The organism is Paenibacillus sp. FSL H8-0537 (assembly GCF_038051995.1).
Classification (GTDB): Bacteria; Bacillota; Bacilli; order Paenibacillales; family Paenibacillaceae; genus Pristimantibacillus.
In genome coordinates this window covers 945,601-967,819 of record NZ_CP150290.1, presented here as the reverse complement: position 1 = coordinate 967,819, position 22,219 = coordinate 945,601, and the positions used below count along the sequence as shown (strand labels likewise).

The following is a 22,219-nucleotide window of genomic DNA, read 5'->3' as shown; positions in this document are numbered from 1 at the left end:
AAGGACTGAGGTGCCGCTATTTTGGATTTTGATCCGATTTTAGGCCGTAAGCGGACAGGAGATCCGTTATCGCCCTAAAAAAACCCGTCAAATGGGGATGGACAGCGCATTAGCGGCTCCTGAGTCCGCAGCCAGTCCTAAAACCCGTGATTCGGTTGAAATAGCCGCTGCTGTGTCCGCCAAAGTCTATCTTCGTGCAGAGTTTAACTCCGACTTAAGCGGTGTATACCCTGTTTTCTCAATCAAATATTGACCCTGCGGCGATAAAATCCAGTCAACAAACGGCTGCACTTTGGGATTGTCGCTGCCTGCGGTAATGGCATAGAACGGTGCTGTTAGCGGATATGTACCGTTGCTAATGTTCTCGCGGTTCGCCTCCACGCCGTTTATTTTCAGCAGATGGATTTGCTGCTCGTGCACCATTTCGGTGGCGTAGAAAAGGAACGAAAAGCCGATTGCATTTTTATAATTACGGTAGTTTGCGGTTTGTTTAATGATATCGCCCATCCCGGAATTAACATCTTCTTTCGCAGGCTCCATCAGCTGCTTATCCTTCATCATTTTTTGCAGCATCGTCTGGCTGCCGCTGTTCTCTCGGCGCTGGAACGGCCGAATTTTCTCATTCGCTCCCCCAAACTGCTTCCAGTTCGTGAGCTCTCCTGCATAAATGCCCTGAATCTGCTCCAGCGTCAGGTTCTGCACCTCATTGCGGCTGTTCACGAAAAAGATAAAAGCCTCATAGCCAATCGGCGTCAGCGTAAGCTCCACACCTGCGGCTTTTGCCTGTGCTTCCTGATCCTTGGACGGTGCAGGTGCAAAAATAATATCAGCCTCGCCTTTAATTAAGCGATTATAGGCATCCTCTGTACCGTTCACCTGAACCTCGCTGTCCTGCCCATAGTAGGGATATTCCTTTTGCTTATATACCGCCTGAACGAATGCCGCATACATCGGATATAGGGCGGTTGAGCCATCCAGTTGTGGAAGCTTACTGCGGATCTTGAGCGGTGCCGGCTCTGGTAGGGAAACCGCCTTCGTCCCCTCTCGGAAAGGTTCATAATTACTCATATTTATCGCTTGATCATCGACGATTTTCAGCTTCTCTACGTATTGTTCATATCTCCATCCGAGCACAAAGGATATTGCAATGACTAAGATTGCTGAACCGCACAATGACCAGAAAACCTTTTCTTTTAAGACATCAATATAAGCTAGCAAATAAAAGATATTTATAAGCGCAGAAGCCGCAATGACTAATGCTCCATATAATTTCGAGCCTGTTGACAGCATCACAATAGCATAAATGATCCAAGTAAAGAACATAATCGGAAAGCTAATAAGTATCGCAGCTAAAATAATGGTACTCCACTCTCTCTCTTTCAACGACTGCCTCCCCTTTTTCGCCCCATAGGCTTTTTTTCCTATTCTAGCGTAAAGGCAGCATCCAGCTAGTACCAAGTTTACGTAGTACTGGCGTTTGCACACTATCCTTGGTTGCACCCACCAGCATGCAACAGCTAAGATTAAAGAAGTACCGTCAAGGACATGCTAAAGGAGATATTTATGCTGAAATGGGTTTCCGCCATCATTTATGCTTTATTGCTCGTCACCGTTTTTATATACAAAAACAATCTGCTCGAATGGCTGCAAAATGACACGCCATCTGTATTTATCGTCTTTCTCGTCGCTCTGTTCCTCGTGCTCGTCCCCGTCGTTCCATTCAAGATCATGATTGCCCTGCTCGGTTATATGTACGGTCCGCTGCTTGGGGCATTAATTAGCTGGCTGGCCGCTTCACTTGCTGCCATCATCGTATTTCTGCTGGCGCGCTATCTCTTCCTAGAGCAAGGAAAAGCCTTCCTCCGTAAGTTCAACCAACTGGATAAGCTTCAGGCAACGATGGAAAAACGGCCGTTTCTAACGATTTTGACAGCGCGTTTAATTCCGATCATTCCCCATATGGTCGTCAATATTTATCCTGCGGTCACTTCTGTACGGCTAATTCCGTATGCCATCGCATCGGCTCTTGGCAAAATCCCGTTTATGCTGCTATTCGCTTATATGGGACAAAATATGTTTAAAGACTGGGCGAGCTTCGCGTTATTCGCCAGCGTATACGCCGCCTTTTTCGCCATATCTTATGGCGGTTACCGCCTGTGGTTAAAAAGACAATGAAACGCATAAAATAGCACTGTCTGTTTAACAGCTTGTTTAAAATAAAGCTCGGACGTTTATAGTATGTTATCGGATGAATGCAGCGGGGCCAGCTTGACAAAACGTCTATTATTTGTAATAATTATAAATAAGTAATTATTACAAATTAAACAATTAGCTTTTTAGCCTTTGAGTTTACATCTAGCAAACTCCCCTTTAAGAAACATAAAATCAGGAAACGAAAGGATGAACGATAATGAAAAAAACACATGAGGTATTAAATAAACAAATCGCTAACTGGAGTGTCCTCTATATTAAATTGCATAACTTCCACTGGTACGTGAAGGGCTCGCAATTTTTCACCCTGCACGTGAAGTTTCAAGAATTTTATGAAGAGGCCGCTTTGAATGTCGATGAGCTGGCTGAGCGCCTGCTCGCGCTGGAAGGCAAGCCTGTCGCAACGTTGAAAGAATATATGGAGACAGCTTCCATCAAAGATGCTACAGGCAAAGAAACAGCTACTGCTATGGTTGAGTCTCTCATCACCGACTTCTCGACCATCATCGAAGAACTGAAAGCTGGCATGTCGATTGCCCAAGAAGCGAATGATGAGACGACAGCCGATATGCTGCTTGCGATCCACACCTCGCTTGAGAAGCATGTATGGATGCTGAAAGCTTTTAACGCTTAATTTCCAAAAAATCATGCCACACGGTCATATAGGTGCACCTCATATTCAGCTGTCACAGCCTCTCCCGAAAGGGAAGGCTGCGACGCAAAAAAAGCCTTCAAACTCTGCGAACTGCGCGGGTTTGAGGGCTTTTTGGTTGTTTGAATCCGATTATACGAGCTTAATCGAACAGCTAGCTGCTTCTTTGCCTTGCCACAATGCCGAGAGCTTGTCGCCATCCTGCAAAGCCGCAACACCTGCTGGCGTTCCAGTAAAAATGAGATCGCCCGGCCCAAGTCCGTAGTTGTCGTTAATGTGCCGAAGCAGCGTTCCAATATCAAACAGCATATCGGCAGAATTGCCATGCTGCACTTCTTCATTATTGCGAAGCAGCGCAAAATCATGGGCCTTGAGCTCTTCTGAACCAGGGTACGGCAGCCATGCGCCAAGGGGAGCGGAGCCTTTGAAGCCTTTGGCCGGAAGCCATGGCTGGCCTTTCGCTTTGATTTTGCTTTGCACATCGCGAAGCGTCATATCAAGTCCCAGCGCCAGGCCATCGATACATGCGTCAGGGTCCATTCCCGGCTCAAGCGCCCGGCCAACCTTCAGCACCAGCTCCAGCTCAAAATGAACCTCGCCATGATTACCCGGCAGCTCCACAACATTGCCATCCATCGGCACAAGCGCATGAGTTGGCTTCGTAAATACCATCGGCGATTCAGGCACCTCATTGCCCAGCTCCAATGCATGCAAACGATAATTCCGTCCAATGCAATAAATGTTGCGCACTTCTGAAAACATCTTCATCTCCCTCTCCTGTTTTCTAGACCCCATTATCATTAACCCTTCTTCTGAGCGGCAATTTGCTCAGCAAGCTCATTCAGCTCTGTCCAGCGCTCCATAAGCTGCTCCAGCTTTTCTTCTAGCTGCTGCTGCTCCTCCGATAGCTGCTGAATCAGCACCGAATCACTGCCGGATTCCTCCATGCGCTGCACAATGTGCGCAATATCATTTTCAGCCTGCTCAATCCAGCCGTCAATTTGCTCAAGATCCTTTTGATCCTTGTAGGACATTTTGAGCGCGCGTTCTTTGCTGCCGCCCGTTCCGGCTTTTGCATTCGATTCGCCCGCTGCACTCCCGCTTCCAGCAGCTGCCGCCGTGCCTGCCCCAGCATTCTTCGCATTTCCGCCCGCCGAAGCGCCTCCTGGCGTTGACGGTGAACCAGCCGCCGAGCCATGCTTTTCTACAAACTCCTGATATTCGCTATAGTTGCCTGTATGCTGCGTAATGACTCCATCCTCAAAGGACAAAATTTTATCGACGGTACGGTCAAGAAAGTAGCGGTCATGAGATACAACAAATACGACGCCCGGAAAATCATCCAAATAATCTTCCAATACAGCCAAGGTCGAGATGTCCAAATCATTCGTCGGCTCATCGAGCAGCAGCACGTTCGGCGCCTTCATCAGCACGCGAAGCAATTGGAGACGGCGTTTCTCGCCGCCTGACAGCTTGCCGATCGGGCTCCATTGCATCGCAGGAGGGAACAAAAACCGCTCCAGCATTTGTCCTGCTGATATGAGCGAGCCATCCGCCGTTTTCACCTGCTCCGCACCTTCGCGGATAAATTCAATGACGCGCAGCGACTCGTCCATCTCTTCATGCTCCTGCGAGAACCAGCCGAGATTAACGGTGAGGCCCAGCTCAACTGTACCTTCATCTGGCACCAGTCTACCCTCAATCAGCTTCAGCAGCGTAGACTTGCCGCTGCCATTGCGTCCGATAATGCCCACCCGATCCTCCGGTACGGCGATATAGCTGAAATCACGAATGAGCGTCCGCTCGCCAAAGCGCTTCGTCACCTTTTCCAGCTCGACGATTTTACGTCCAAGGCGAGTGGAAGCAACCGATACATCCATTTTCCCCGCGCTTTGCTTAGGCGCCTGCGCCTTCAAATCCTCGAAGCGATCAATTCTCGCCTTCTGCTTCGTCGTTCTCGCCTTGGCTCCGCGCCTGATCCAGGCCAGCTCGCTGCGCAGCAGGTTTTTGCGTTTGTTCTCTGTAGAAGCCTCACGCTCTTCCCGTTCCAGCTTAAGCTCTAGAAAACGGCTATAGTTCGCTTCATAGAAATAAGCACGTCCGCCGTCCAGCTCAATGACCCGATTGCTGACCCGATCGAGGAAATACCGGTCATGGGTAATCATAAGCAGCGCGCCTTTGCGCTTTTGCAGCATGCCTTCCAGCCAAGCGACCGAATCATTGTCAATATGGTTCGTCGGCTCGTCCAAAATCAAAATATCCGAAGGCTGGAGCAGTGCCGCCGCCATCGCTACCCGCTTGCGCTGCCCACCGGAAAACGTCTCGACCTTCTCGTCAAAATGAAGAATGCCAAGCTTTGCGAGCGCAATCTTCGCTTCACTCTCCAGCGTCCAAGCGCCCGATTCATCCATCCGCTGGTTCGCTTTGATCAACCTTTGCTGGAGCGCCTCGTCATTTGGATGAAGCTCAAGTGCCTCAAGAGCCTCCACATGCTCGCGCACAGCACGCTGCTGCGGCGAATCGCCACCCAGCACATGCTCAAGCGCCGTTTCTCCCGGCGTAAACACCGGGTCCTGCGACAGCATGCGAATACTCACACGGTTCCCAATGGAAATGCTGCCTGCATCCGCTGGCTCAAGCCCGGCAATCACTTTCAGGAACGTCGATTTGCCCGTCCCATTGACGCCGATAATACCAATTTTGTCGCCATCCTCGAGACCGAAGGTAACGTCCTCGAACAGCATTTTTTCCCCGTAGCTTTTCGTAATATGTTCGACTGATAATAAATGCATCGCAATAACCTACTTTACATCAGAGATAGTTGTGCCAAGCTAGCTTTTCCTGCAATAGATCGCTTGGAAAAGCCGCCCTTTCCAACTATCATATCATAATCCACGCCCCTCCACCCCGCTTAGCAGCCACCTCATTTGTATATTGACAAAAATAATTATTTGTGTTATAATATAATATTTTATTATTTACACTAATTTATTTATCCCTTATGATAGACATGCTTGGCCAAGCACAATTTGAGCTGATGTTCATCGGAGGGATCGTATGCTGCTTGCAAAAGGCATTGCCATGCTTGAGATTACAGCCATCATTATGGGAAAACCCACAACCATTCACCCCACCCTTATTTGGGATCTTGATCACCAAATCCTTATAGACACCGCCCATCCCGGTCAGCTTCCTTTGCTTCAGGAGGCCGCGGCACAAGAAGGCGTTCTTCTCGCACACATAACCGACATCGTACTTACCCATCAAGATATCGATCATATTGGCAGTCTGCCCGCCGTTATCGAACAAGCTAATCAAGCACCACGCGTGTGGAGCAGCGACATCGAGAAGCCCTACATTGAAGGACGCAAACACCTGATTAAAATAACCGATGAGGCGCTCGCAAGCCTAGACCTAATGTTTCCACCGGAAACGCCCGCTGCGTTCCGCGCCGCTTTTCGAAAAATGCTGGAGCATCCGCCCCACGCAAATGTAACAGCGCAGCTGCTGGGCGGCGATAAGCTTGATAGATGCGGCGGCATCAGCGTTATTAATACGCCGGGACATACACCCGGACATGTCAGCTTGTACCATCACACGAGCCAAACTTTAATAGCTGGAGATGCGCTTATCGCAGAAAATGGCAAGCTAGCACCTCCTATTCCTGCTGCCACGCTCGATTATGAAATGGCGCTGAAATCTCTCAAAGCACTTGCAGATTACCCCATCCAGCATGTGATTTGCTATCATGGCGGTTTATGCAGCGGCCGGTTAAATGAACAAATTGCTCTCATTTCTGCGGGAGCTGCTGTTTAAACAAAACAAAGGCCATCCCAAAGCAGTGTAAATACTGCCTTGGGACGGCCTCGCTTATTTTATTAACTGTCTTTTGCTTATTTGCTTGCTTCTGCGTATTTCGTTGCATTCAGCAGCAAGGTGACAACCTCAGCCCTCGTGGCCTTAGCATTTGGATTGAACTTATTGTTCGCCCCTTGTACAATGCCCGCTTTGGCTGCCGCAGCTACATAAGGAACTGCCCAAGCTGGAATTTCACTCGCATCGACAAAATCCACCGTTGCCGCTGGATCAACCGGAATATCTAGTGCACGCACCATAATCGCTGTCATTTCAATACGGGTCAATGGATTGCTTGGACGGAACGTATTGTCCGCATAACCGCTAATGAGTCCCGCTTCCGACAGCTGTGCTACGAAGGAGCGTGCCCATACCGGAATCGCATCCACATCGCGGAAATTCGGTACTGACGTTGCATCTCCAAGCTTAAATGCACGGCTAACCATCGTTACAAACTCTGCACGAGTCGCATTCGCTTCAGGGCGGAATGTACCGTCTGTGAAGCCTTTTACAACCCCTTGCTCTACCGCTTGCTTAATCGACTGCTCTGCCCAGTGTCCCGTTACATCCTTCAGCTGAGCTGGAGTTGGCGTCGGGCTTGGATCTGGACTTGGAGATACAGAAGGTGTTGGTGTCGGGCTAGGGCTAGGAGTACTCGTTCCTGGATTACTCGTCCCAGGAGTGCCCGTGCCCGGGTTTCCGGAACCTAGCAAATCGGTAATTCTACCTTGAATGCTGATATCTACCGTACCGATTTTCGCCAAATATTCATTAAACACCTCATAGTCTACAAAATTCAGTTCATAGAAGCGGCCAGCGTCTTTCGCTGCTTTCATCGACAGATAGAAGTCGCCGCCATTTGCCATGAAGGAATTCGTCGCTACAATGTAATACGCATTTGGATCAAGCGCAACATATTCGCCTTGCTCATTCAACACTTCTACTTTTACGATACGCTCGCCCTGCTGCGTCACAACACCGGTAACCGAGTTGTAAATTTCAGGCTTCTTCGTGGAATCGAAAGTATAGCGCATGCCCGCAACTTGCGGGAATCTGCCTTCTTCTGTCGTCGGCGTAGAGCCGCTGACGCCATTTTCAAGAGCAGCAGTGATTTCTGCACCTCTCATTTTCAGTGCCGTCAGATTGTTGCCAAATGGCATAACCGTCAGCAAATGGCCTAGTGTAATGTCGCCAGCTGGGATGGAATCACGGATTCCGCCTGCATTTTGAATCGTCACATAGCCGGCGATGCCCGCTTTGTCGATTAATGGGCTATTTTTCACCTTGTCCAGCATGCCATCCGCGATCAGGTTTCCAAGATTCGTTTCCTGTCTGCGCACGTTTTTACGAAGACCATCGAGTGCAACATCCGTTTTGCCAACAACCGTCTTCTGAAGCTCTGCGATTGGCGCTTTGAATTCTTCCAATTTCGCAGTATGTCCAGGATAAGCGTTGAACTTATAATTCGAGCCAATCTTCTCGTCTACATTAACCAGCTCGCCATTCCACACTACAAGCTCGCCTTGAGCGTCAAAAATCGCATCCAGCTTGCCTAGATATACGCCATATTCTCCCGTTTGTACAATCAGGGTAGAAGCTGCGTCAGCCGTCTTCTGATAAACAGTCGGCTCATTCAGCTGCGTATGCGAGTGGCCGCCGACGATAATGTCTATGCCCTCAACTGCTGCTGCCAGCTTAAGATCCTCGCCGTAGCCCAAGTGGGAAAGTACGATAATTTTGTTGACACCCTTCTGTTCCAGAGCTGCAACTGTTTCTCTTGTACTTTCCACATAGTCCTCAAATCTCACTTGTCCTGGAGAAGCAAGCAGCGCCGTATCCGGCGTTGTCAGCCCAATGATGCCAACTCCAACATCCCCGCTGCCAAACTGCTTAATAATTGCCTTATGAATTTCCGCCTTGCGTTCATCGGATGACAAGGAATAAATAATATCATCATTAAACAAAGCATCAAGCTCTGCTTCGCCGCTGAAATCAACGTTCGAGCTGACAAATGGGAAGTTTGCCCCTCTGATAAATGCCGCCAGCGTCGCAGCATCCTTATCAAACTCATGGTTTCCGAACGTCATGGCATCGTATCTCATTTCATTCATGAACCAAAGATCAGCAAGTCCTTTGAATTGATTGAAATACAACGTACCCGAGAATACATCGCCCGCATCCAGCAGCAAGGCATTTTCCTTCTCATTCTTCAGGCCCATCGCTGCGTTTATACGACGCGGGGCATTATCCAGATGTGCATGGGTATCATTCGTATGAAGGACACGCAGATCGAATGCGTTCTGCACATTGGTAATACGACCCTCTACCCCAATGTTCACCGTACCCACCTTGTTCAAATATTCATTAAACACTTCGTAGTCTACAAAATTCAGTTCATAGAAGCGGCCAGCATCCTTCGCTGCCTTCATGGACAGATAGAAGTCGCCGCCATTTGCCATGAAAGAGTTTGTCGCTACGATATAATAAGCGTCTTTATCAATGTCAACATATTTGCCCTTGTCGTTCAGCACCTGAACCTTCAGGATACGCTGACCTTGCGAAATGATTTCACCAATCGCAGAGCTGTAAAACTCCGCTGGCTTCGTCATATCATAGTAGAATTTCATGCCTGCCACTTGCGGGAATCTGCCTTCCTCGCTAACTGGCGTGGAGCCGCTGACGCCATTTTCGAGTGCAGCTATGATTTCACGTCCTGTCATTTTCAGCGCTGTCAAATTGTTGCCGAAAGGCATAACGGTCAGCAAATGACCAAGCGTAATGTCGCCTGCCGGAATCGAATCGCGAATTCCGCCTGCATTTTGAATCGTCACATAACCGGCAATGCCTGTTTTGTCGATCAATGGGCTATTTTTCACCTTGTCCAGCATGCCGTCTGCAATCAGGTTACCGAGATTCGTTTCCTGTCTGCGCACGTTTTTGCGGAGTCCGTCTAACGCCACGTCAGTTTTGCCTACTACCGTTTTCTTCAGCTCAGCCAAAGGAGCATTGTACTCTGCCACTTTCGCTGCAGCAGTCGGATCAGCTGCAAATACATATTGCGAGTTAACCTGTTGATCTACATTTACAAGCTTGCCATCCCATGAGGTCAGCTTGCCTGCCGTATTGAATTTAACATCCAGTTGACCCAAATTCACACCGTACTCGCCTGTTTGAACGATAAGCGTTGGATCTGCACTTAGATTTTTACGGTATACAAAAGGTTCATTTAATTGCGTATGTGAGTGGCCCCCGACAATAATGTCAATGCCGTCCACTTCAGCCGCAAGCTTCTGATCCTCGGTATAACCGATATGGGACAATGCGATAATTTTATTAATTCCGAGCGACTCCAGCTGTGCAACTGTCGCTTCTGCGCTTGCTTTCACTTCGTTAAATACAACGTTGCCTGGGGATGCAAGCAATGCTGTATCCGGTGTCGTCAAGCCGAAAATACCAACCCGCTCGCTATCAACCTCTTTGATAATAGCCGGGTAGATTTTAGCATCATTCGCTGCGCCGTCCACTTGAGGAATGCTGTTAACGAATTTGCTGCCAAGCTCTGCTTCCCCGCTAAAATTCACATTCGCTGCAACGAATGGGAATTTCGCCCCACTAATGAACGCTGCCAGCGTCGCTGCATCCTTATCAAACTCGTGATTGCCGAATGTCATCGCATCATAGTTCAGATAGTTCATGAACCACAGATCAGCAAGACCCTTGAACTGGTTGAAATAGAGCGTACCCGAGAACACATCGCCTGCATCAAGCAGCAGCGTGTTGTTGTCGCGCAGGCTATTAATGGCCGTTACACGGCGCGCCATGTTATCCAGATGCGCATGTGTATCATTCGTGTGCAATACACGCAGTGAGAAATTGTCATTGCCGACAACCGGCTTGCTTGCAAGATCAAGCTGGGCAAGCAATGGATCATGGTCGCTGACGCGTCCCATTGAATCCGTAAAGTCCGCATTGACGTGTACCACTTCAATCGCCGAATAGTCTGTCAGAGCATCATTGACCAAAATATGGTCAAGCGTCTGGGAGTTGCCATCATAAATATAAGAGTAACGATCCTTTTCTGGCATTTCGTCTACCAGATTAGTCAAAACATCCTTCTTCAAAATATCAAGCGTCTTCGAAAACTGGAAGTCATTCAGATCGCCTAACACTGTTACATTAACATTCGGATCACTAGCTACAAGCTGCGATACGAAGGAATTTACGATTCCAGCTTGCAGAGCACGCTGTGTTTCACTGCTGCGGATAACCGGCTGAATCGTTCCCCAAGGAAGACCGTCTCCACCTTTGGAATTAAAGTGGTTCGCAATAACTACAACACGTTTGCCTTGGAAATTAAATTCTGCGGCAAGCGGCTTACGCGAAGCATTAAAGGCAACGTCCGTCGGGCTGATTCGGCCCGGATTCGCAGACAGGCTGCCATCACCTTTCACCTGTACAGCAGTTGTCGAGTCGCCTTTCGTTCCAGTCGCAAGTGTTACCCGCGCTGTGTTATACAAGTACCCTACGCGGATGTTTCCGCCCGGAGCTCCGCCATCCAGCCCGTCTAATGGAGCAATGTCCGTGTAGGCATAGGTTGGCCCGCCTTTAGTAACAACAGCGTCGATTAATGCTTGGAAGCTTTGGCTCGCATCCGTTACACCGTTGTTTGTTTCGCCATTATTATCTTGAACCTCCATAAGACCAATAATGTCAGGAGTCTTGAGGTTGTTTACGATAATGCCGCCGATTTTTGCAGCTTTAGCCGTCTGGCTGCTGCTGAAATTTTCTACGTTGAACGTAGCAATCGTCAGCTTGTCAGCTGCTGCAACCGTAGTCGCAACACCTTGTGCACGCGATGAATACGTAATAGCTGGCAACGTGCCATCAGGAATGAGCTTGAACAAATTGCTCGTATAATTCAAAACACCTGTAATCGGAGCATTAAATTGGTCGCCTGTTTTAATATCCTGACCGGCCGGCTTTGCCGCGATATACAATTTTTGTGGATTCAGACTGCTTTCGAATGGCTGCGTGCCATCACCTGTAAGTACAATGCCGCCTGCATCGGTTTTAATCGGATTGTTAGTGCCATTATCGAAAGTCACTGGCGTAACCGAGTTAGCATAAGGGCCAGTAATGCGGGCATCATTCAACTGGATGCGCATGCCTTCCAGGCTTTCGAAGAAATCAATCGCATCGCCATCGGGATTAAATGCTCCGAAGCTATCGGTATCAATGACATTCGGGACGATATGTCCATTTGTACCGAGTACAATCGGCGAAGGTAATGGCTGCGAAGGCAAGCCCTTCGTAATGGTTGTGGCTGTAATTTGCGTAACTGTCAGAGCAGGGCTAGTCCCAAACTCTACAACCGTACCATCAACCGTTACCGCATCTCCCACTTGAGCGCCGTGCGCCGCTTTATACACTTGAATCGCCTCTGAGGTTGCAGGATCGTTATCGATGCTGCTGTCTGGCTCCTGCATGTAAAAGCTGTTCGTGCTTACCGATGTGACGATACCGGAAACATGGGTCACCGCTACATTTTCATAAATGGAACGATGGGTTTTGCCTTGAATCGTATGAATTTTGATGCCATCTGTATTTTGCTGCACCGTATACTCGAATGTGTATACAGAGCTCGTCTCAGCACCCGCTACTACGATTGCTTTGATCGTTGTATCAGCACTAATTGTTATTGGAGCGCTGTATACTGGGCTTGCAGATGTCGGTGTTGATCCATCCGTCGTAAAATGAATAACTCCGCCATTCATTAGCGTACTAAGCTCTACCGTTCCACCAGCCGCAACGCCGCCAGAAGGTAGGCTTGATGTAACGGAAAGCTTGCGCTCCACAATGTCGGATGAGCCTCTTGGAACAAGCTCAAGGCCCACGCCTGTGTAATAAGTCATAACGCCTGTCACTTGCTCAAACGTTTTGTTCAGCGCGAATGCCGTATCGGAGGAATAAATCGCGATCTCTTGGCTGCTGGCCGCATCCGTCGCAAAGAATACACCGCTTGCCGCGCGCTTAATGGTTACATTATTGATTTGCACCAAACGGCCTTCGGATTGATTCCGCACTGCGTCACTCGTACCGAAAGACGTCGAAGTAATGACGGTCGGCCCAGGAACCCCGCTTTGGCCATTAATCGTGACATAGCCGCCTGTTACTAGATCAGTGTCCAGCTGCAGCAAGCCATTGTACAGCGAAGTTTGACCATAAACTTCAACGTCATCCCCTGGCTGTGCACCTGAATCCGTTCCTCTAACAACGACTGCAGAATTGGCATCCTGAACAAACAAATTCACTTTGCCGCCAGATTCTGTGCGATGGGAAACTGTCCCTTGCGTTACAACCTTCGAGCCTACCGCTGCGCTGCGCACATCCGAAATCGCAACGGGCGTAAGGTTTGCTATTGTATAAGAGAATTCAGTCAGGCCAGCCATTGTGCCTTCTGTATTTTTCACATACGCATGAAGCGTCATTGGAGCTGTAACTTCGATAGGCGAAGCATACGCTGCAAAATTTTCCGGAGCAATCGGTGCATCCGGGCTGTAGACGCTGTAATAAACGCTGTAGCCAACCGTTGCTGTAGACAAGGTTACATACGTTCCTGCTGGAACCTCGCCTCCCGCCGGACTAGCCGAAACACTTGCAACCGCGCCGTAAGAAGCGTTTCTAGGGCTTGGTGCAGCTACCGTAAAGTCAGCGCTATTGTTATCCGTATCCAGCGCCCGATCACCTGGATTCAGCGCCTTGCGGATAGCCGCTAATGCAGCACCCAGGTCGCCAGTTGGCGTACCCTCTCCACCAGTCGCCGTCGAACCATAGGCAACTAGATCTACTACTGCGCTGCTTGCATCAAGAAGTCTAACTTTACCAGCGGTACCGCCCATATTCAGCGAACCAATGGCATCTGGCGATTCCAGATTAGCAGCCGTCGCGCTCGTTCCCGCCGCCTCTTGAATAAGGAAATAGCCTTTAGCGGCAATCGTACCGCTAAAATTGTGTACATTTGTATTCGGTGTAAAGGCCCCTGTAGCCGAAGCATACTGCACACTCCAGCCCGCAAGGGAAATTGGTGAATCGGTTAGATTATATAATTCAATAAAGTCCTGTTTGATTGGCGCGCCACCATTGCCGCCGCCCCCATACACTTGTGAAATGACAATGTTGTCATTGCTTACGGCCGCTTGCACAGGCGCACCAAAACCACCCAATATCGTTCCTACAAGCAAAATAGCAGCCAAAAATAGGCTGACTGGCCGCTTGAACGACTGAAACTTTCGTCTCATAGACAATCTCTCCTTTTTTCCTAGGATAATCCCATAAATAGTTCTTTTATCTCACATATATATGACATTAATATCATTTTGTCGAATCTTGTTGTCGTTTCGTGCAATAAACCGGGTAGAAATGCGAAAAATCCACAACAAATTTACTTTTTGTGCATTTTTCATCAATCAACTCCTTATCAAAATTTCATATAAACATAAATCAATGAAAAAAAGGAACTTTTTTATCTCTATATAATATTTAATATAAAGTAGAGTAGACCTATTGTAAACATTTTGACAAAAAAATATTGTTAAGCTATCTTTAATTGTTATCTAATTTTACATTGCCTTAACATTCGGCCGTGAAAATGAATATAATATCTTAATATTTCGTTAATGATTCATTCGTTTGATCGTATGCTCGGCACAAAAGTAAACATATGTTCAATCCAATTTTCGTTTTTTACTAGAGAGAGAAATAAAAATAGAAAAGAACCTCTGATATCCCGAATTTCTTAGGACACCAAAGGCTCTTTTCTATACTTATTCGATTTTCCTTGTATAACAAACGAAGTTAGTGGAGTTAGTGGAGCTAGTGCCGCTGATACTCCGCTTAGCGTTTGCCGATCATCGCTTCCGGCTTCACAAACTCGTCGAACTGCTCGGACGTCAGGAGGCCGCTGGCAATCGCCGATTCTTTCAGCGTCAGCCCTTTTTTATGCGCGTTTTTCGCAATGGCTGCTGCATTCTCATAGCCAATATGCGGATTAAGCGCGGTTACGAGCATGAGCGATTGATCGAGATTGCGCTTGATTACAGCTTCGTTCGGCTCAATGCCAACCGCACAGTTGTCATTGAAGGAAATCATGCCGTCCGCCATCAAAGCAACGGATTGCAGGAAGTTGTAGATAATAACCGGCTTGAACACGTTCAGCTCAAAATTGCCTTGGCTCGCCGCAAATGCAATCGTCGCATCGTTGCCGATTACTTGGCAAACCGCCATCGTAATGGCTTCGCTTTGCGTCGGATTTACTTTACCTGGCATAATGGAGCTGCCCGGTTCATTTTCAGGAATCGAGATTTCACCAATACCGCAGCGCGGGCCGCTGGCCAGCCATCTAACATCATTGGCGATCTTCATCAAATCAGCCGCCAGCGCTTTAACCGCACCGTGTGTGTAGACGATTTGGTCGTGGCTCGTCAGCGAGTGGAATTTATTTTCCGCTGTAATAAACGTTTTGCCTGTAAGTGTCGTCACTTCCGCCGCTACCTGCACCGCGAAATCCGGATGCGCGTTAAGGCCCGTACCTACCGCTGTGCCGCCAAGCGCCAGCTCGCGCATTTCGTCAACGCTTTGCACGATCATTTTGCGCGTTTTAGTCAGCATTGCGTACCAGCCGCTAATCTCTTGGCCAAGTGTAATCGGAGTTGCGTCCTGCAAATGCGTACGGCCGATTTTCACAATATCGTTGAAACGCTCCGCCTTGTCCTGCAGCGTTCTTGCCAGCACATCAATAGCCGGAATCAGGCGCTGCTCCACCGCTACTACGCCAGCAATATGCAGCGCTGCCGGGAATGTATCGTTCGAGCTTTGGGAGCGGTTGACATCATCATTCGGATGAATGCGAACGGCGCTGCCGCGCTCCTCAAGCAGTTGATTGGCGCGGAACGCTACAACCTCATTGACGTTCATATTCGTTTGTGTACCACTGCCCGTCTGCCAAACGACAAGCGGGAAATGCTCATCCCAGCGGCCTGTCAAAATTTCATCTACCGCTTCACCGATAGCAGCAGATTTCTCCGCATCCAGCACACCGAGCTTTTCATTGGCGATTGCTGCAGCTTTTTTGATAATAGCCATCGCATGAACGACCTCAATCGGCATCCGCTCTCCGCTGATTTTGAAGTTTTGCAAGCTGCGCTGCGTTTGAGCGCCCCACAGCTTGTCCGCAGGAACCTGAATTTCACCCATTGTGTCCTTCTCAATCCGATATTCCATCTTTTAAGTAGCCTCCTTCAAAATCTTGAACAACCTACTCCTACTTTATCAAACGCAAACAGCTTTCGCCATCCATATGCGTCAAAAGCACCTCAAATGCTTGCGATACGGCTGCCCGTTCGCCTTGCAGAGGCTGCTTTCCGCCGCTTTTCGCTAATGCGCTTTCAAAAAAAAGCAGTGGCGAGAGGTGAAATTTAGCGCTTCGCGCTGCGGTAAGCTTCGATATATGCGCGTGCCTTCGCTTCAATTAAGGAATAATCGCCTGTTTTCACAGCTTCCTTCGTCAAATCGGAGCCAATGCCAACAGCAACCGCGCCCGCTTTTACCCATTCGCCGAGGTTATCCAGCGATACGCCGCCGGTCGGCATCACATTTGCCTGCGGCAAAGGTCCTTTAATCGAAGGAATAACGCTTGGCGAGTACAGATTGCCAGGGAACAGCTTCACGACATCAACACCCAGCTCCAGCGCATGCTGAATTTCATTGACGGTCATCGTGCCTGGCATAACCGGAATTGCATAACGATGGCATAGCTTTATAGTATCAGGGTTAAGTGCCGGGGAAACGACAAATTCCGCGCCGCTCAAAATCGCCGCGCGCGCCGATTCCGGATCAAGCACCGTTCCCACGCCGATAATAGCAAATTGATCCGATTGCGGGTCCGCATCCACCGAATATTCCTTACTGAGCTGCTCGATTGCCCGAAGCGCAAACGGTACGGTCAGCGTAATTTCAATCGCTTTAATACCGCCTTTTATCGCATGGCGGGACATTTCTACAACTTCCTCCGCCGAATCAGCGCGAAGCACAGCGACAACGCCAGCATCTACAATTTGTTGAAGCACCTTGATTTTCTTCACAGGTACAGCCTCCCCTAATGTTCATATTTGTACGAAAAAGTACGATGTTTGCCGTTTTAATTATATGCCTTTCTCGCCCGCTCGGCAATCCATGACAGGCAATTGTCAAATTGCGCGCAAAAATAGGGAGCTACCTAGTCCCATCTGCTTGGTTACCGGATACATATATAGTAAGGTGAAACGACTGTCGCAGTCCTTTGGCGGTGCGGCGCGTTTCATTCCGAGAAATGTAGAAAAAGAATAACATTATGCTTTCCTATATTTTAAATAAAAAATAGGAGGATACAGCATGTTTGCCTTTCTTAAGCCTCCTCCGCGCAGGAGCAAGCTGACGTCGCCTACACTTAAACGCCGCAAGCGTCGTAAAATCAGAAAAAGACTGCGTCCAAAACCGTCCCCATGCATGCGCAAACGTAAAAAGCCTCGCAAGCTGGCTTGCCCTTCTTTCGGCTGCTCAGCCCGCCGACGTTTTCATAAGCATTGCAAGGTTTATCGCTTTACGCCAGCACAGTCTCAAAGAGCCCCTAAGCCGCGTATTTCATACGGCTGCATCGGCTCGCGCGGCTTTCGCGGGCCTGCCGGGCCTCCGGGGGAACCCGGGGCCCAAGGCATCGCCGGCGCGTCCGGGCCCGCCGGACCGCAAGGCGCAGCTGGCTCGCCGGGCGCACGCGGCGAGCCTGGAGTGCCCGGCGAGCAAGGCGCGCCGGGCGCAATCGGCCTTGCAGGCCCCGCCGGCATCGCGGGGCCTGCGGGCCCTGCCGGAGCCGCCGGGCCCGCTGGCGCTCCCGGCGCGCAGAGCCTGCCCGGCGAGCCAGGGCCGCCGGGCGTGCAGGGCGAAGCCGGGCCAGCCGGCATCCCCGGCCCGGCAGGCACGCCGGGAGCCGCCGGCGCGCAAGGCCCGGCTGGCGCGCCAGGGCCAGCCGGCCCCCAGGGCCCTCCCGGCACCTCGGGAAATGTCGATTTCACCGAGCTGCTTGCTGTACTTACCGGCTTCCTCGATGCCGGGACACTCATTACCGTCATGACTGCCGGACAGCCGACAGGCTTTGCTGGAACCGTGCTTAGTCTGGAGCAGACGCTTGCAAGCTTCACCACTTCTGCCCAGTCGGTTATGATCATCCCGCTGGCCCACATTACGAATATAGAAGCCCTGAGCTGAGGCCATGGCTTCAGAAGCGGCTTTGGCTCCGTCCCGCCAAAGCCGAAAAGGAGGAAAGGAGCTCATGGCTACTACGCTTTCGGGTGATTTAATTCCCTTGATTGGCAAAGAGGTTTCCGTGATGACCAATGGCTATTTTCAGCTTGCTGTCGTCGGAACGCTGAATCGGGTTGGAAATGATTATATTCTCGTCTCGTTTGAGCAGGATAATTTTTTGTATGAACTGCGCATCTTCTTCGTCAACATTATTTACGTGCATGAAAATCCAGTTTAACAAGCACAGACGACTTTGCTATCCTTTTTGAGGCACGGCGCATTTCACGGAGGAATAAAGACCTAGGGCGTGACTGAAAACCCGTTCAGTGGCACCTTTAACCGCCTTTTCGCCCCCTGCTTCGTTCCGTTCGCTTGACGTACCCCCGGTACGCCTTCACAAGCGCGCCTTGCATGGAACGAAAATTCGGCAAAATTTGCTGTCCTCAGCGTTCTCAGACACGCCCTAGTTATAAACCGCACATTTTTTAATTTCTATATTCTTTTATATCCTTAAAAAGGAGGGGCCCTTGATGGCTATCGAATCCACGGCCAAACATATTATTCCCGGAAGCCCTCTCTCCACCGTACTCAGCGAGAACAAAGGCAATCCCATAACGGTTAATACGACGGCTGGCAGCAGCGTAAGTGGGCAGTTTACCGATTACACTGCCTCCTATCTCGTTATTACGACTGCTCCGTCAACCACCTTATACGTGATGGTGGAGGAAATCGTTAGCTTTTCCTTCTCCTAATGCCCTATCTATGTCAGTAAAAAGGAGCCATCCACGCAGCGCTAAGCTGTGTAGATGGCTCCCTTTGTTCTTTTATTTGGTCATTCTATTTGCTTAACCCGTATGTTTATCCAGGTTTGGGGCTTTGCCCGCACCATCTCCATGCTCGCCTTCCACTTTGCTGCGGCCCGACAAGAACCAGCCAACTACAGCGATCAGGACGAGTACGATGTAGAAGGTCGCTTTCCATAAAGAGCCTTCTACAAAATCATGCGACAGCCAGTGAATCGATGGATGCGCCATCGTGTGAACAGCCAGCTTGACGCCGACCCAGCCCACGATAACGAATGCAGTCAGCTCAAGCGCTGGACGGGAATGCAGCAGCTTCACGAAATAGTTCGCCGCGAAACGCATAATGACAAGCCCGATAAAGCCGCCGAGGAAAATAACGATAAACTGTCCGCCGTCCATGCCGCCGATTGGCTTCAGTCCACTTGGAGGCAGGGCGACAGCCAAAGCTACCGCTGCTAGAATGGAATCGATCGCAAAGGCGATGTCGGCGATTTCGACCTTCAGAACAGTCCACCAGAAGCCAGCCTTGGAGTTCTTCTTCTCCTTCTGCTCCTCAGTCTCCTCTTCCTCTTCGCTCTCTTTAGACCTTCGTAAAAACTTAATTATATTGCTTATTGAAATAAATAAGAGATACAGCGCTCCGAGTGCCTGAATTTGCCATACATTCACAAGCAGCGAGATAACGAACAAGGAGGCTAGACGGAAAATAAATGCGCCGAACAACCCGTAAAACAGCGCCTTCTTCCGGCTTTTCTCATCAAGATGTTTAACCATTACAGCTAGCACAAGCGCATTATCTGCTGCCAGCAAACCCTCCAGAACAACCAAGACCACTAATACCCAGCCATATTCCAACAGCAATTCCAACGTTGTCTCCTCCTTCTAAACGACCGTAACGTGTTTCTGATAATCAATTTCCAAGAATTTCTCTACTTCCGTAACCCAGCGCTCCTCGACAAACTTCACATGCAGCGGATGCGCATTATAGGCTTCGTAATCTTCGTTGCTTTCGAATACCATGGAGAAGCCAAAACGATAATCGTTTTTAGGGCTTACCTGCAAATACACCTGAAAATCGCGAACGGCCGGGATAGCACTCAAAATCGTACGTCCATCCTCTAGAAATCGCTGCTCTTCATCCGAGCCCTCCGCATGCTTCAAGCTAAAAATAACCGAATGCTGAATCCAAACACCTGACATTTGTCTCCTCCTTATCATGTTCCGTTTCTATTCCTATTAACCACATTTCTCCTTCCTTGTACGTGGCATGTACGCAACGCGTTTCAAAAACAAATCCATTTCTAGAGACTTATTTTTAGAGGAAAATAGTCCCAATAAGCTTGTCCCTCTGTTGCAGCGCACCTATAATAGGGTAAGCATTTTCAAGCTTCAGTTATGTGAACTATCATTTTCCAAACCAGAACAGGAGAGTGGCCTATTTTGAAAAAGCTTACGATAGCTGTAATTCTTGGCACAACGATTGTTGCAAGCATGGCAACAGGTGCTTACGGAGCTACAAAACTTCAAGAAATTAAAGCTTATTTGAATAAAGACATTTCTTTCAAGGTAGATGGCAAGCCGGTGCAGCTCCGGGACGGCAGCAATAATACAGTTGTTCCAATTAGCTATAAAGGCACAACCTACCTTCCGGTAAGATCGATTTCCGACGCGCTTGGCGTTGCCGTCGACTATGACAGCAAGACGCAAATGATTCAGCTAGGCGAAAAGGTAGAGGGCGTTGCGATCTCAAGCTCCATGACGACCAATATGTACCGCACGAAGGATGCTGCGCAAACGACCTATAACGGCAAAGATTACAAGGAAGCCATATTCGATAACGCAGAAGGTGCCCGTTCAAGCTCATTCATTTTGGAGCCTAAGAAAAAATACCAAAAGCTTTACCTTCAAATCGCAGCCGTTGGTCAGGACCTCGGCAAGCTGACGGTGAAGGACACGGATACCGATACGATTTTGAAAACGACGGAAATTAACGTTGCCGATGGGCTCGTCACGGTTGAAGTAGAAATCGGCGGTGCAAACCAGCTGTATGTTTATGCCGATGCCAAAGAGGGTGGAGCCGTATTCGTTCCGCTCACAACGTCCTATTACAATTGAACGCTCCCCCACTTAGCTAACGCTTGAAGTGGGAGATTCTTGGGTAGTTGCCTCTAACGAAGCAAAATAGACCAAGCGATCCCTGCGGTTCCCGCAGTTCATGGCGTTGTCATCTATACGGCCACATCTTTAATATTGTGTGCGGCATTTTCATCCCGATCATGAACCGTACCACATGACGGGCATTTCCACTGTCGCACACAAAGGTTTTTCACTTCTTTATGGATGAATCCACACCCATGACACCTTTGGCTCGTCGGGGCAAATGGGGCTGCGAACTTCACGATCCGTCCGTACCACTGCGATTTATACGATAACTGTCGTTCGAATTCGCCCCAGGACGCATCACTAATGGCTTTGGCTAACCTATGGTTTTTAAGCATGCTTGTCACATTTAAGTCTTCGATGCTGATGGTTTGGTTTTCACGAATCAGCTTCGTTGTGAGTTGATGCAAAAAATCATGACGAACATTTGCAATCTTTTCATGAATGTAGGCGGCTTTGTTTTTAGCTTTTTGCCAATTTGAGCCGCCTTTTGTGCGGCGAGCCATGCGGCGCTGCCACATCGCCAACCGATTTTCGTGCTTTCGAAACGCTTTAGGATGGGCAACCCGCATGCCATCGGAGCCTACAGCAAAGTCTTTGAGTCCTAAGTCAATTCCGATATGTTTGTCGGTTTGCGGCAACGATTGAACGTCGACTTCACAGACGATGGATACGAAATATTTACCCGCCGCGTTTCGCCTAACCGTTGCAGATAGGATGCGCCCGTCTGTCGCCCTGGAGTTTGCAAAGCGAATCCAGCCCAATTTCGGAAGCTTGAGCTGATCCCCTTTAATCGCTAGATTGCCATTCGTATATTTGGTGGTGTAGCTTTGAACGGGATACTTACGGCTCTTAAAACGTGGAGCCTGATTTTGTTTCTTAAAAAATCGATCAAAGCTATCCGCCACGTTTCGAACGGCTGATTGCAGCGCGATACTATCGGCATCTTTCAACCACTCATAGTCTTTTTTGAGGGAAGGAAGCTCAGTGGCACAGGTGTTATAGGATAATCCTTTGCCTGTTGCCGTATAGGTACCTTTCCATAAGCCCAAGAAATAATTGAATACAAAACGGCAACAGCCAAACATCTGATGAATCAGCCTTTGTTGTTCTTCATTCGGATAGATCCGATATTTATAAGCTTTATGTACCAACACGAGACCCTCCTCCTTCCCTATATGTTCTTATCATTATAGCACATACG

General features: G+C 49.0%; 16 protein-coding genes. 7 read left to right on the top strand and 9 right to left on the bottom strand.

Annotation, left to right across the window (positions count from 1 at the left end; translation table 11 throughout):
- Positions 1-186 precede the first annotated feature (186 nt).
- The gene (locus tag MHB80_RS04025; RefSeq protein WP_341280966.1) at positions 187-1,383 is read right to left on the bottom strand and encodes a substrate-binding domain-containing protein; all 1,197 of its coding nucleotides are present in this window, start codon (positions 1,381-1,383) and stop codon (positions 187-189) included.
- A 180-nt stretch (positions 1,384-1,563) separates the two neighbouring features.
- On the opposite strand from MHB80_RS04025, the gene MHB80_RS04020 reads away from it, so the two are divergent.
- Together MHB80_RS04020 and MHB80_RS04015 are read left to right on the top strand one after the other, a co-directional pair.
- Positions 1,564-2,175 (top strand): VTT domain-containing protein, encoded by a 612-nt coding sequence (locus MHB80_RS04020; protein WP_341280965.1) that lies wholly within the window; start codon positions 1,564-1,566, stop codon positions 2,173-2,175.
- A gap of 232 nt (positions 2,176-2,407) precedes the next feature.
- Positions 2,408-2,845, top strand: coding sequence for a Dps family protein (locus MHB80_RS04015; protein WP_341282855.1), 438 nt, complete (start codon positions 2,408-2,410; stop codon positions 2,843-2,845).
- A 150-nt stretch (positions 2,846-2,995) separates the two neighbouring features.
- Here the strand turns inward: MHB80_RS04015 and MHB80_RS04010 are convergent, their stop codons facing one another.
- Both MHB80_RS04010 and MHB80_RS04005 read right to left on the bottom strand, forming a co-directional pair.
- On the bottom strand, positions 2,996-3,631 hold the full coding sequence (locus MHB80_RS04010; protein ID WP_341280964.1) for a fumarylacetoacetate hydrolase family protein: 636 nt from the start codon (positions 3,629-3,631) through the stop codon (positions 2,996-2,998).
- 32 nt (positions 3,632-3,663) lie between these two features.
- Positions 3,664-5,655 (bottom strand): ABC-F family ATP-binding cassette domain-containing protein, encoded by a 1,992-nt coding sequence (locus tag MHB80_RS04005; RefSeq protein ID WP_341280963.1) that lies wholly within the window; start codon positions 5,653-5,655, stop codon positions 3,664-3,666.
- Positions 5,656-5,920: 265 nt separating this feature from the next.
- On the opposite strand from MHB80_RS04005, the gene MHB80_RS04000 reads away from it, so the two are divergent.
- Positions 5,921-6,679 carry an MBL fold metallo-hydrolase gene (locus tag MHB80_RS04000; protein ID WP_341280962.1) on the top strand — a complete coding sequence of 253 codons (759 nt, stop codon included), beginning with the start codon at positions 5,921-5,923 and terminating at the stop codon, positions 6,677-6,679.
- A 77-nt stretch (positions 6,680-6,756) separates the two neighbouring features.
- Here MHB80_RS04000 and MHB80_RS03995 read toward each other — a convergent pair whose 3' ends face one another.
- The 3 genes from MHB80_RS03995 to MHB80_RS03985 form a co-directional block, all read right to left on the bottom strand.
- Positions 6,757-14,016, bottom strand: a complete 7,260-nt coding sequence (locus MHB80_RS03995; RefSeq protein WP_341280961.1) for a 5'-nucleotidase C-terminal domain-containing protein — start codon at positions 14,014-14,016, stop codon at positions 6,757-6,759.
- A gap of 595 nt (positions 14,017-14,611) precedes the next feature.
- On the bottom strand, positions 14,612-15,997 hold the full coding sequence (gene fumC, locus MHB80_RS03990; protein ID WP_341280960.1) for a class II fumarate hydratase: 1,386 nt from the start codon (positions 15,995-15,997) through the stop codon (positions 14,612-14,614).
- Between the two features lie 194 nt (positions 15,998-16,191).
- Positions 16,192-16,857: a bifunctional 2-keto-4-hydroxyglutarate aldolase/2-keto-3-deoxy-6-phosphogluconate aldolase gene (locus MHB80_RS03985; protein ID WP_341280959.1), complete on the bottom strand. Its 666-nt coding sequence runs from the start codon at positions 16,855-16,857 to the stop codon at positions 16,192-16,194.
- Between the two features lie 826 nt (positions 16,858-17,683).
- Here MHB80_RS03985 and MHB80_RS03980 point away from each other — a divergent pair.
- From MHB80_RS03980 to MHB80_RS03970, 3 genes are all read left to right on the top strand, one after another.
- On the top strand, positions 17,684-18,016 hold the full coding sequence (locus tag MHB80_RS03980; protein WP_341280958.1) for a hypothetical protein: 333 nt from the start codon (positions 17,684-17,686) through the stop codon (positions 18,014-18,016).
- Between the two features lie 64 nt (positions 18,017-18,080).
- Positions 18,081-18,290, top strand: a complete 210-nt coding sequence (locus MHB80_RS03975) for a hypothetical protein (protein WP_341280957.1) — start codon at positions 18,081-18,083, stop codon at positions 18,288-18,290.
- A gap of 292 nt (positions 18,291-18,582) precedes the next feature.
- Positions 18,583-18,804: a DUF2642 domain-containing protein gene (locus MHB80_RS03970; protein ID WP_341280956.1), complete on the top strand. Its 222-nt coding sequence runs from the start codon at positions 18,583-18,585 to the stop codon at positions 18,802-18,804.
- Positions 18,805-18,897: 93 nt separating this feature from the next.
- Here the strand turns inward: MHB80_RS03970 and MHB80_RS03965 are convergent, their stop codons facing one another.
- The gene (locus tag MHB80_RS03965) at positions 18,898-19,722 is read right to left on the bottom strand and encodes a TerC family protein (RefSeq protein WP_341280955.1); all 825 of its coding nucleotides are present in this window, start codon (positions 19,720-19,722) and stop codon (positions 18,898-18,900) included.
- Between the two features lie 15 nt (positions 19,723-19,737).
- Positions 19,738-20,055 (bottom strand): Dabb family protein, encoded by a 318-nt coding sequence (locus MHB80_RS03960; protein ID WP_341280954.1) that lies wholly within the window; start codon positions 20,053-20,055, stop codon positions 19,738-19,740.
- A gap of 240 nt (positions 20,056-20,295) precedes the next feature.
- Between MHB80_RS03960 and MHB80_RS03955 the strand changes: the two genes are divergently transcribed.
- Positions 20,296-20,970: a stalk domain-containing protein gene (locus tag MHB80_RS03955; protein WP_341280953.1), complete on the top strand. Its 675-nt coding sequence runs from the start codon at positions 20,296-20,298 to the stop codon at positions 20,968-20,970.
- 113 nt (positions 20,971-21,083) lie between these two features.
- On the opposite strand, the gene tnpB is transcribed toward MHB80_RS03955, so the two are convergent.
- Positions 21,084-22,172 carry an IS200/IS605 family element RNA-guided endonuclease TnpB gene (tnpB, locus tag MHB80_RS03950; protein WP_341280952.1) on the bottom strand — a complete coding sequence of 363 codons (1,089 nt, stop codon included), beginning with the start codon at positions 22,170-22,172 and terminating at the stop codon, positions 21,084-21,086.
- Positions 22,173-22,219 lie beyond the last annotated feature (47 nt).

Coding starts and splice junctions, on each gene's coding strand:
- MHB80_RS04020 (WP_341280965.1), top strand. CDS start 1,564: ATGCTGAAATGGGTTTCCGCCATCATTTATGCTTTATTGCTCGTCACC.
- MHB80_RS04000 (WP_341280962.1), top strand. CDS start 5,921: ATGCTGCTTGCAAAAGGCATTGCCATGCTTGAGATTACAGCCATCATT.
- MHB80_RS03975 (WP_341280957.1), top strand. CDS start 18,081: ATGGCTACTACGCTTTCGGGTGATTTAATTCCCTTGATTGGCAAAGAG.
- MHB80_RS04010 (WP_341280964.1), bottom strand. CDS start 3,631: ATGAAGATGTTTTCAGAAGTGCGCAACATTTATTGCATTGGACGGAAT.
- MHB80_RS03995 (WP_341280961.1), bottom strand. CDS start 14,016: ATGAGACGAAAGTTTCAGTCGTTCAAGCGGCCAGTCAGCCTATTTTTG.
- MHB80_RS03970 (WP_341280956.1), top strand. CDS start 18,583: ATGGCTATCGAATCCACGGCCAAACATATTATTCCCGGAAGCCCTCTC.
- fumC (WP_341280960.1), bottom strand. CDS start 15,997: ATGGAATATCGGATTGAGAAGGACACAATGGGTGAAATTCAGGTTCCT.
- MHB80_RS03960 (WP_341280954.1), bottom strand. CDS start 20,055: ATGTCAGGTGTTTGGATTCAGCATTCGGTTATTTTTAGCTTGAAGCAT.
- MHB80_RS04005 (WP_341280963.1), bottom strand. CDS start 5,655: ATGCATTTATTATCAGTCGAACATATTACGAAAAGCTACGGGGAAAAA.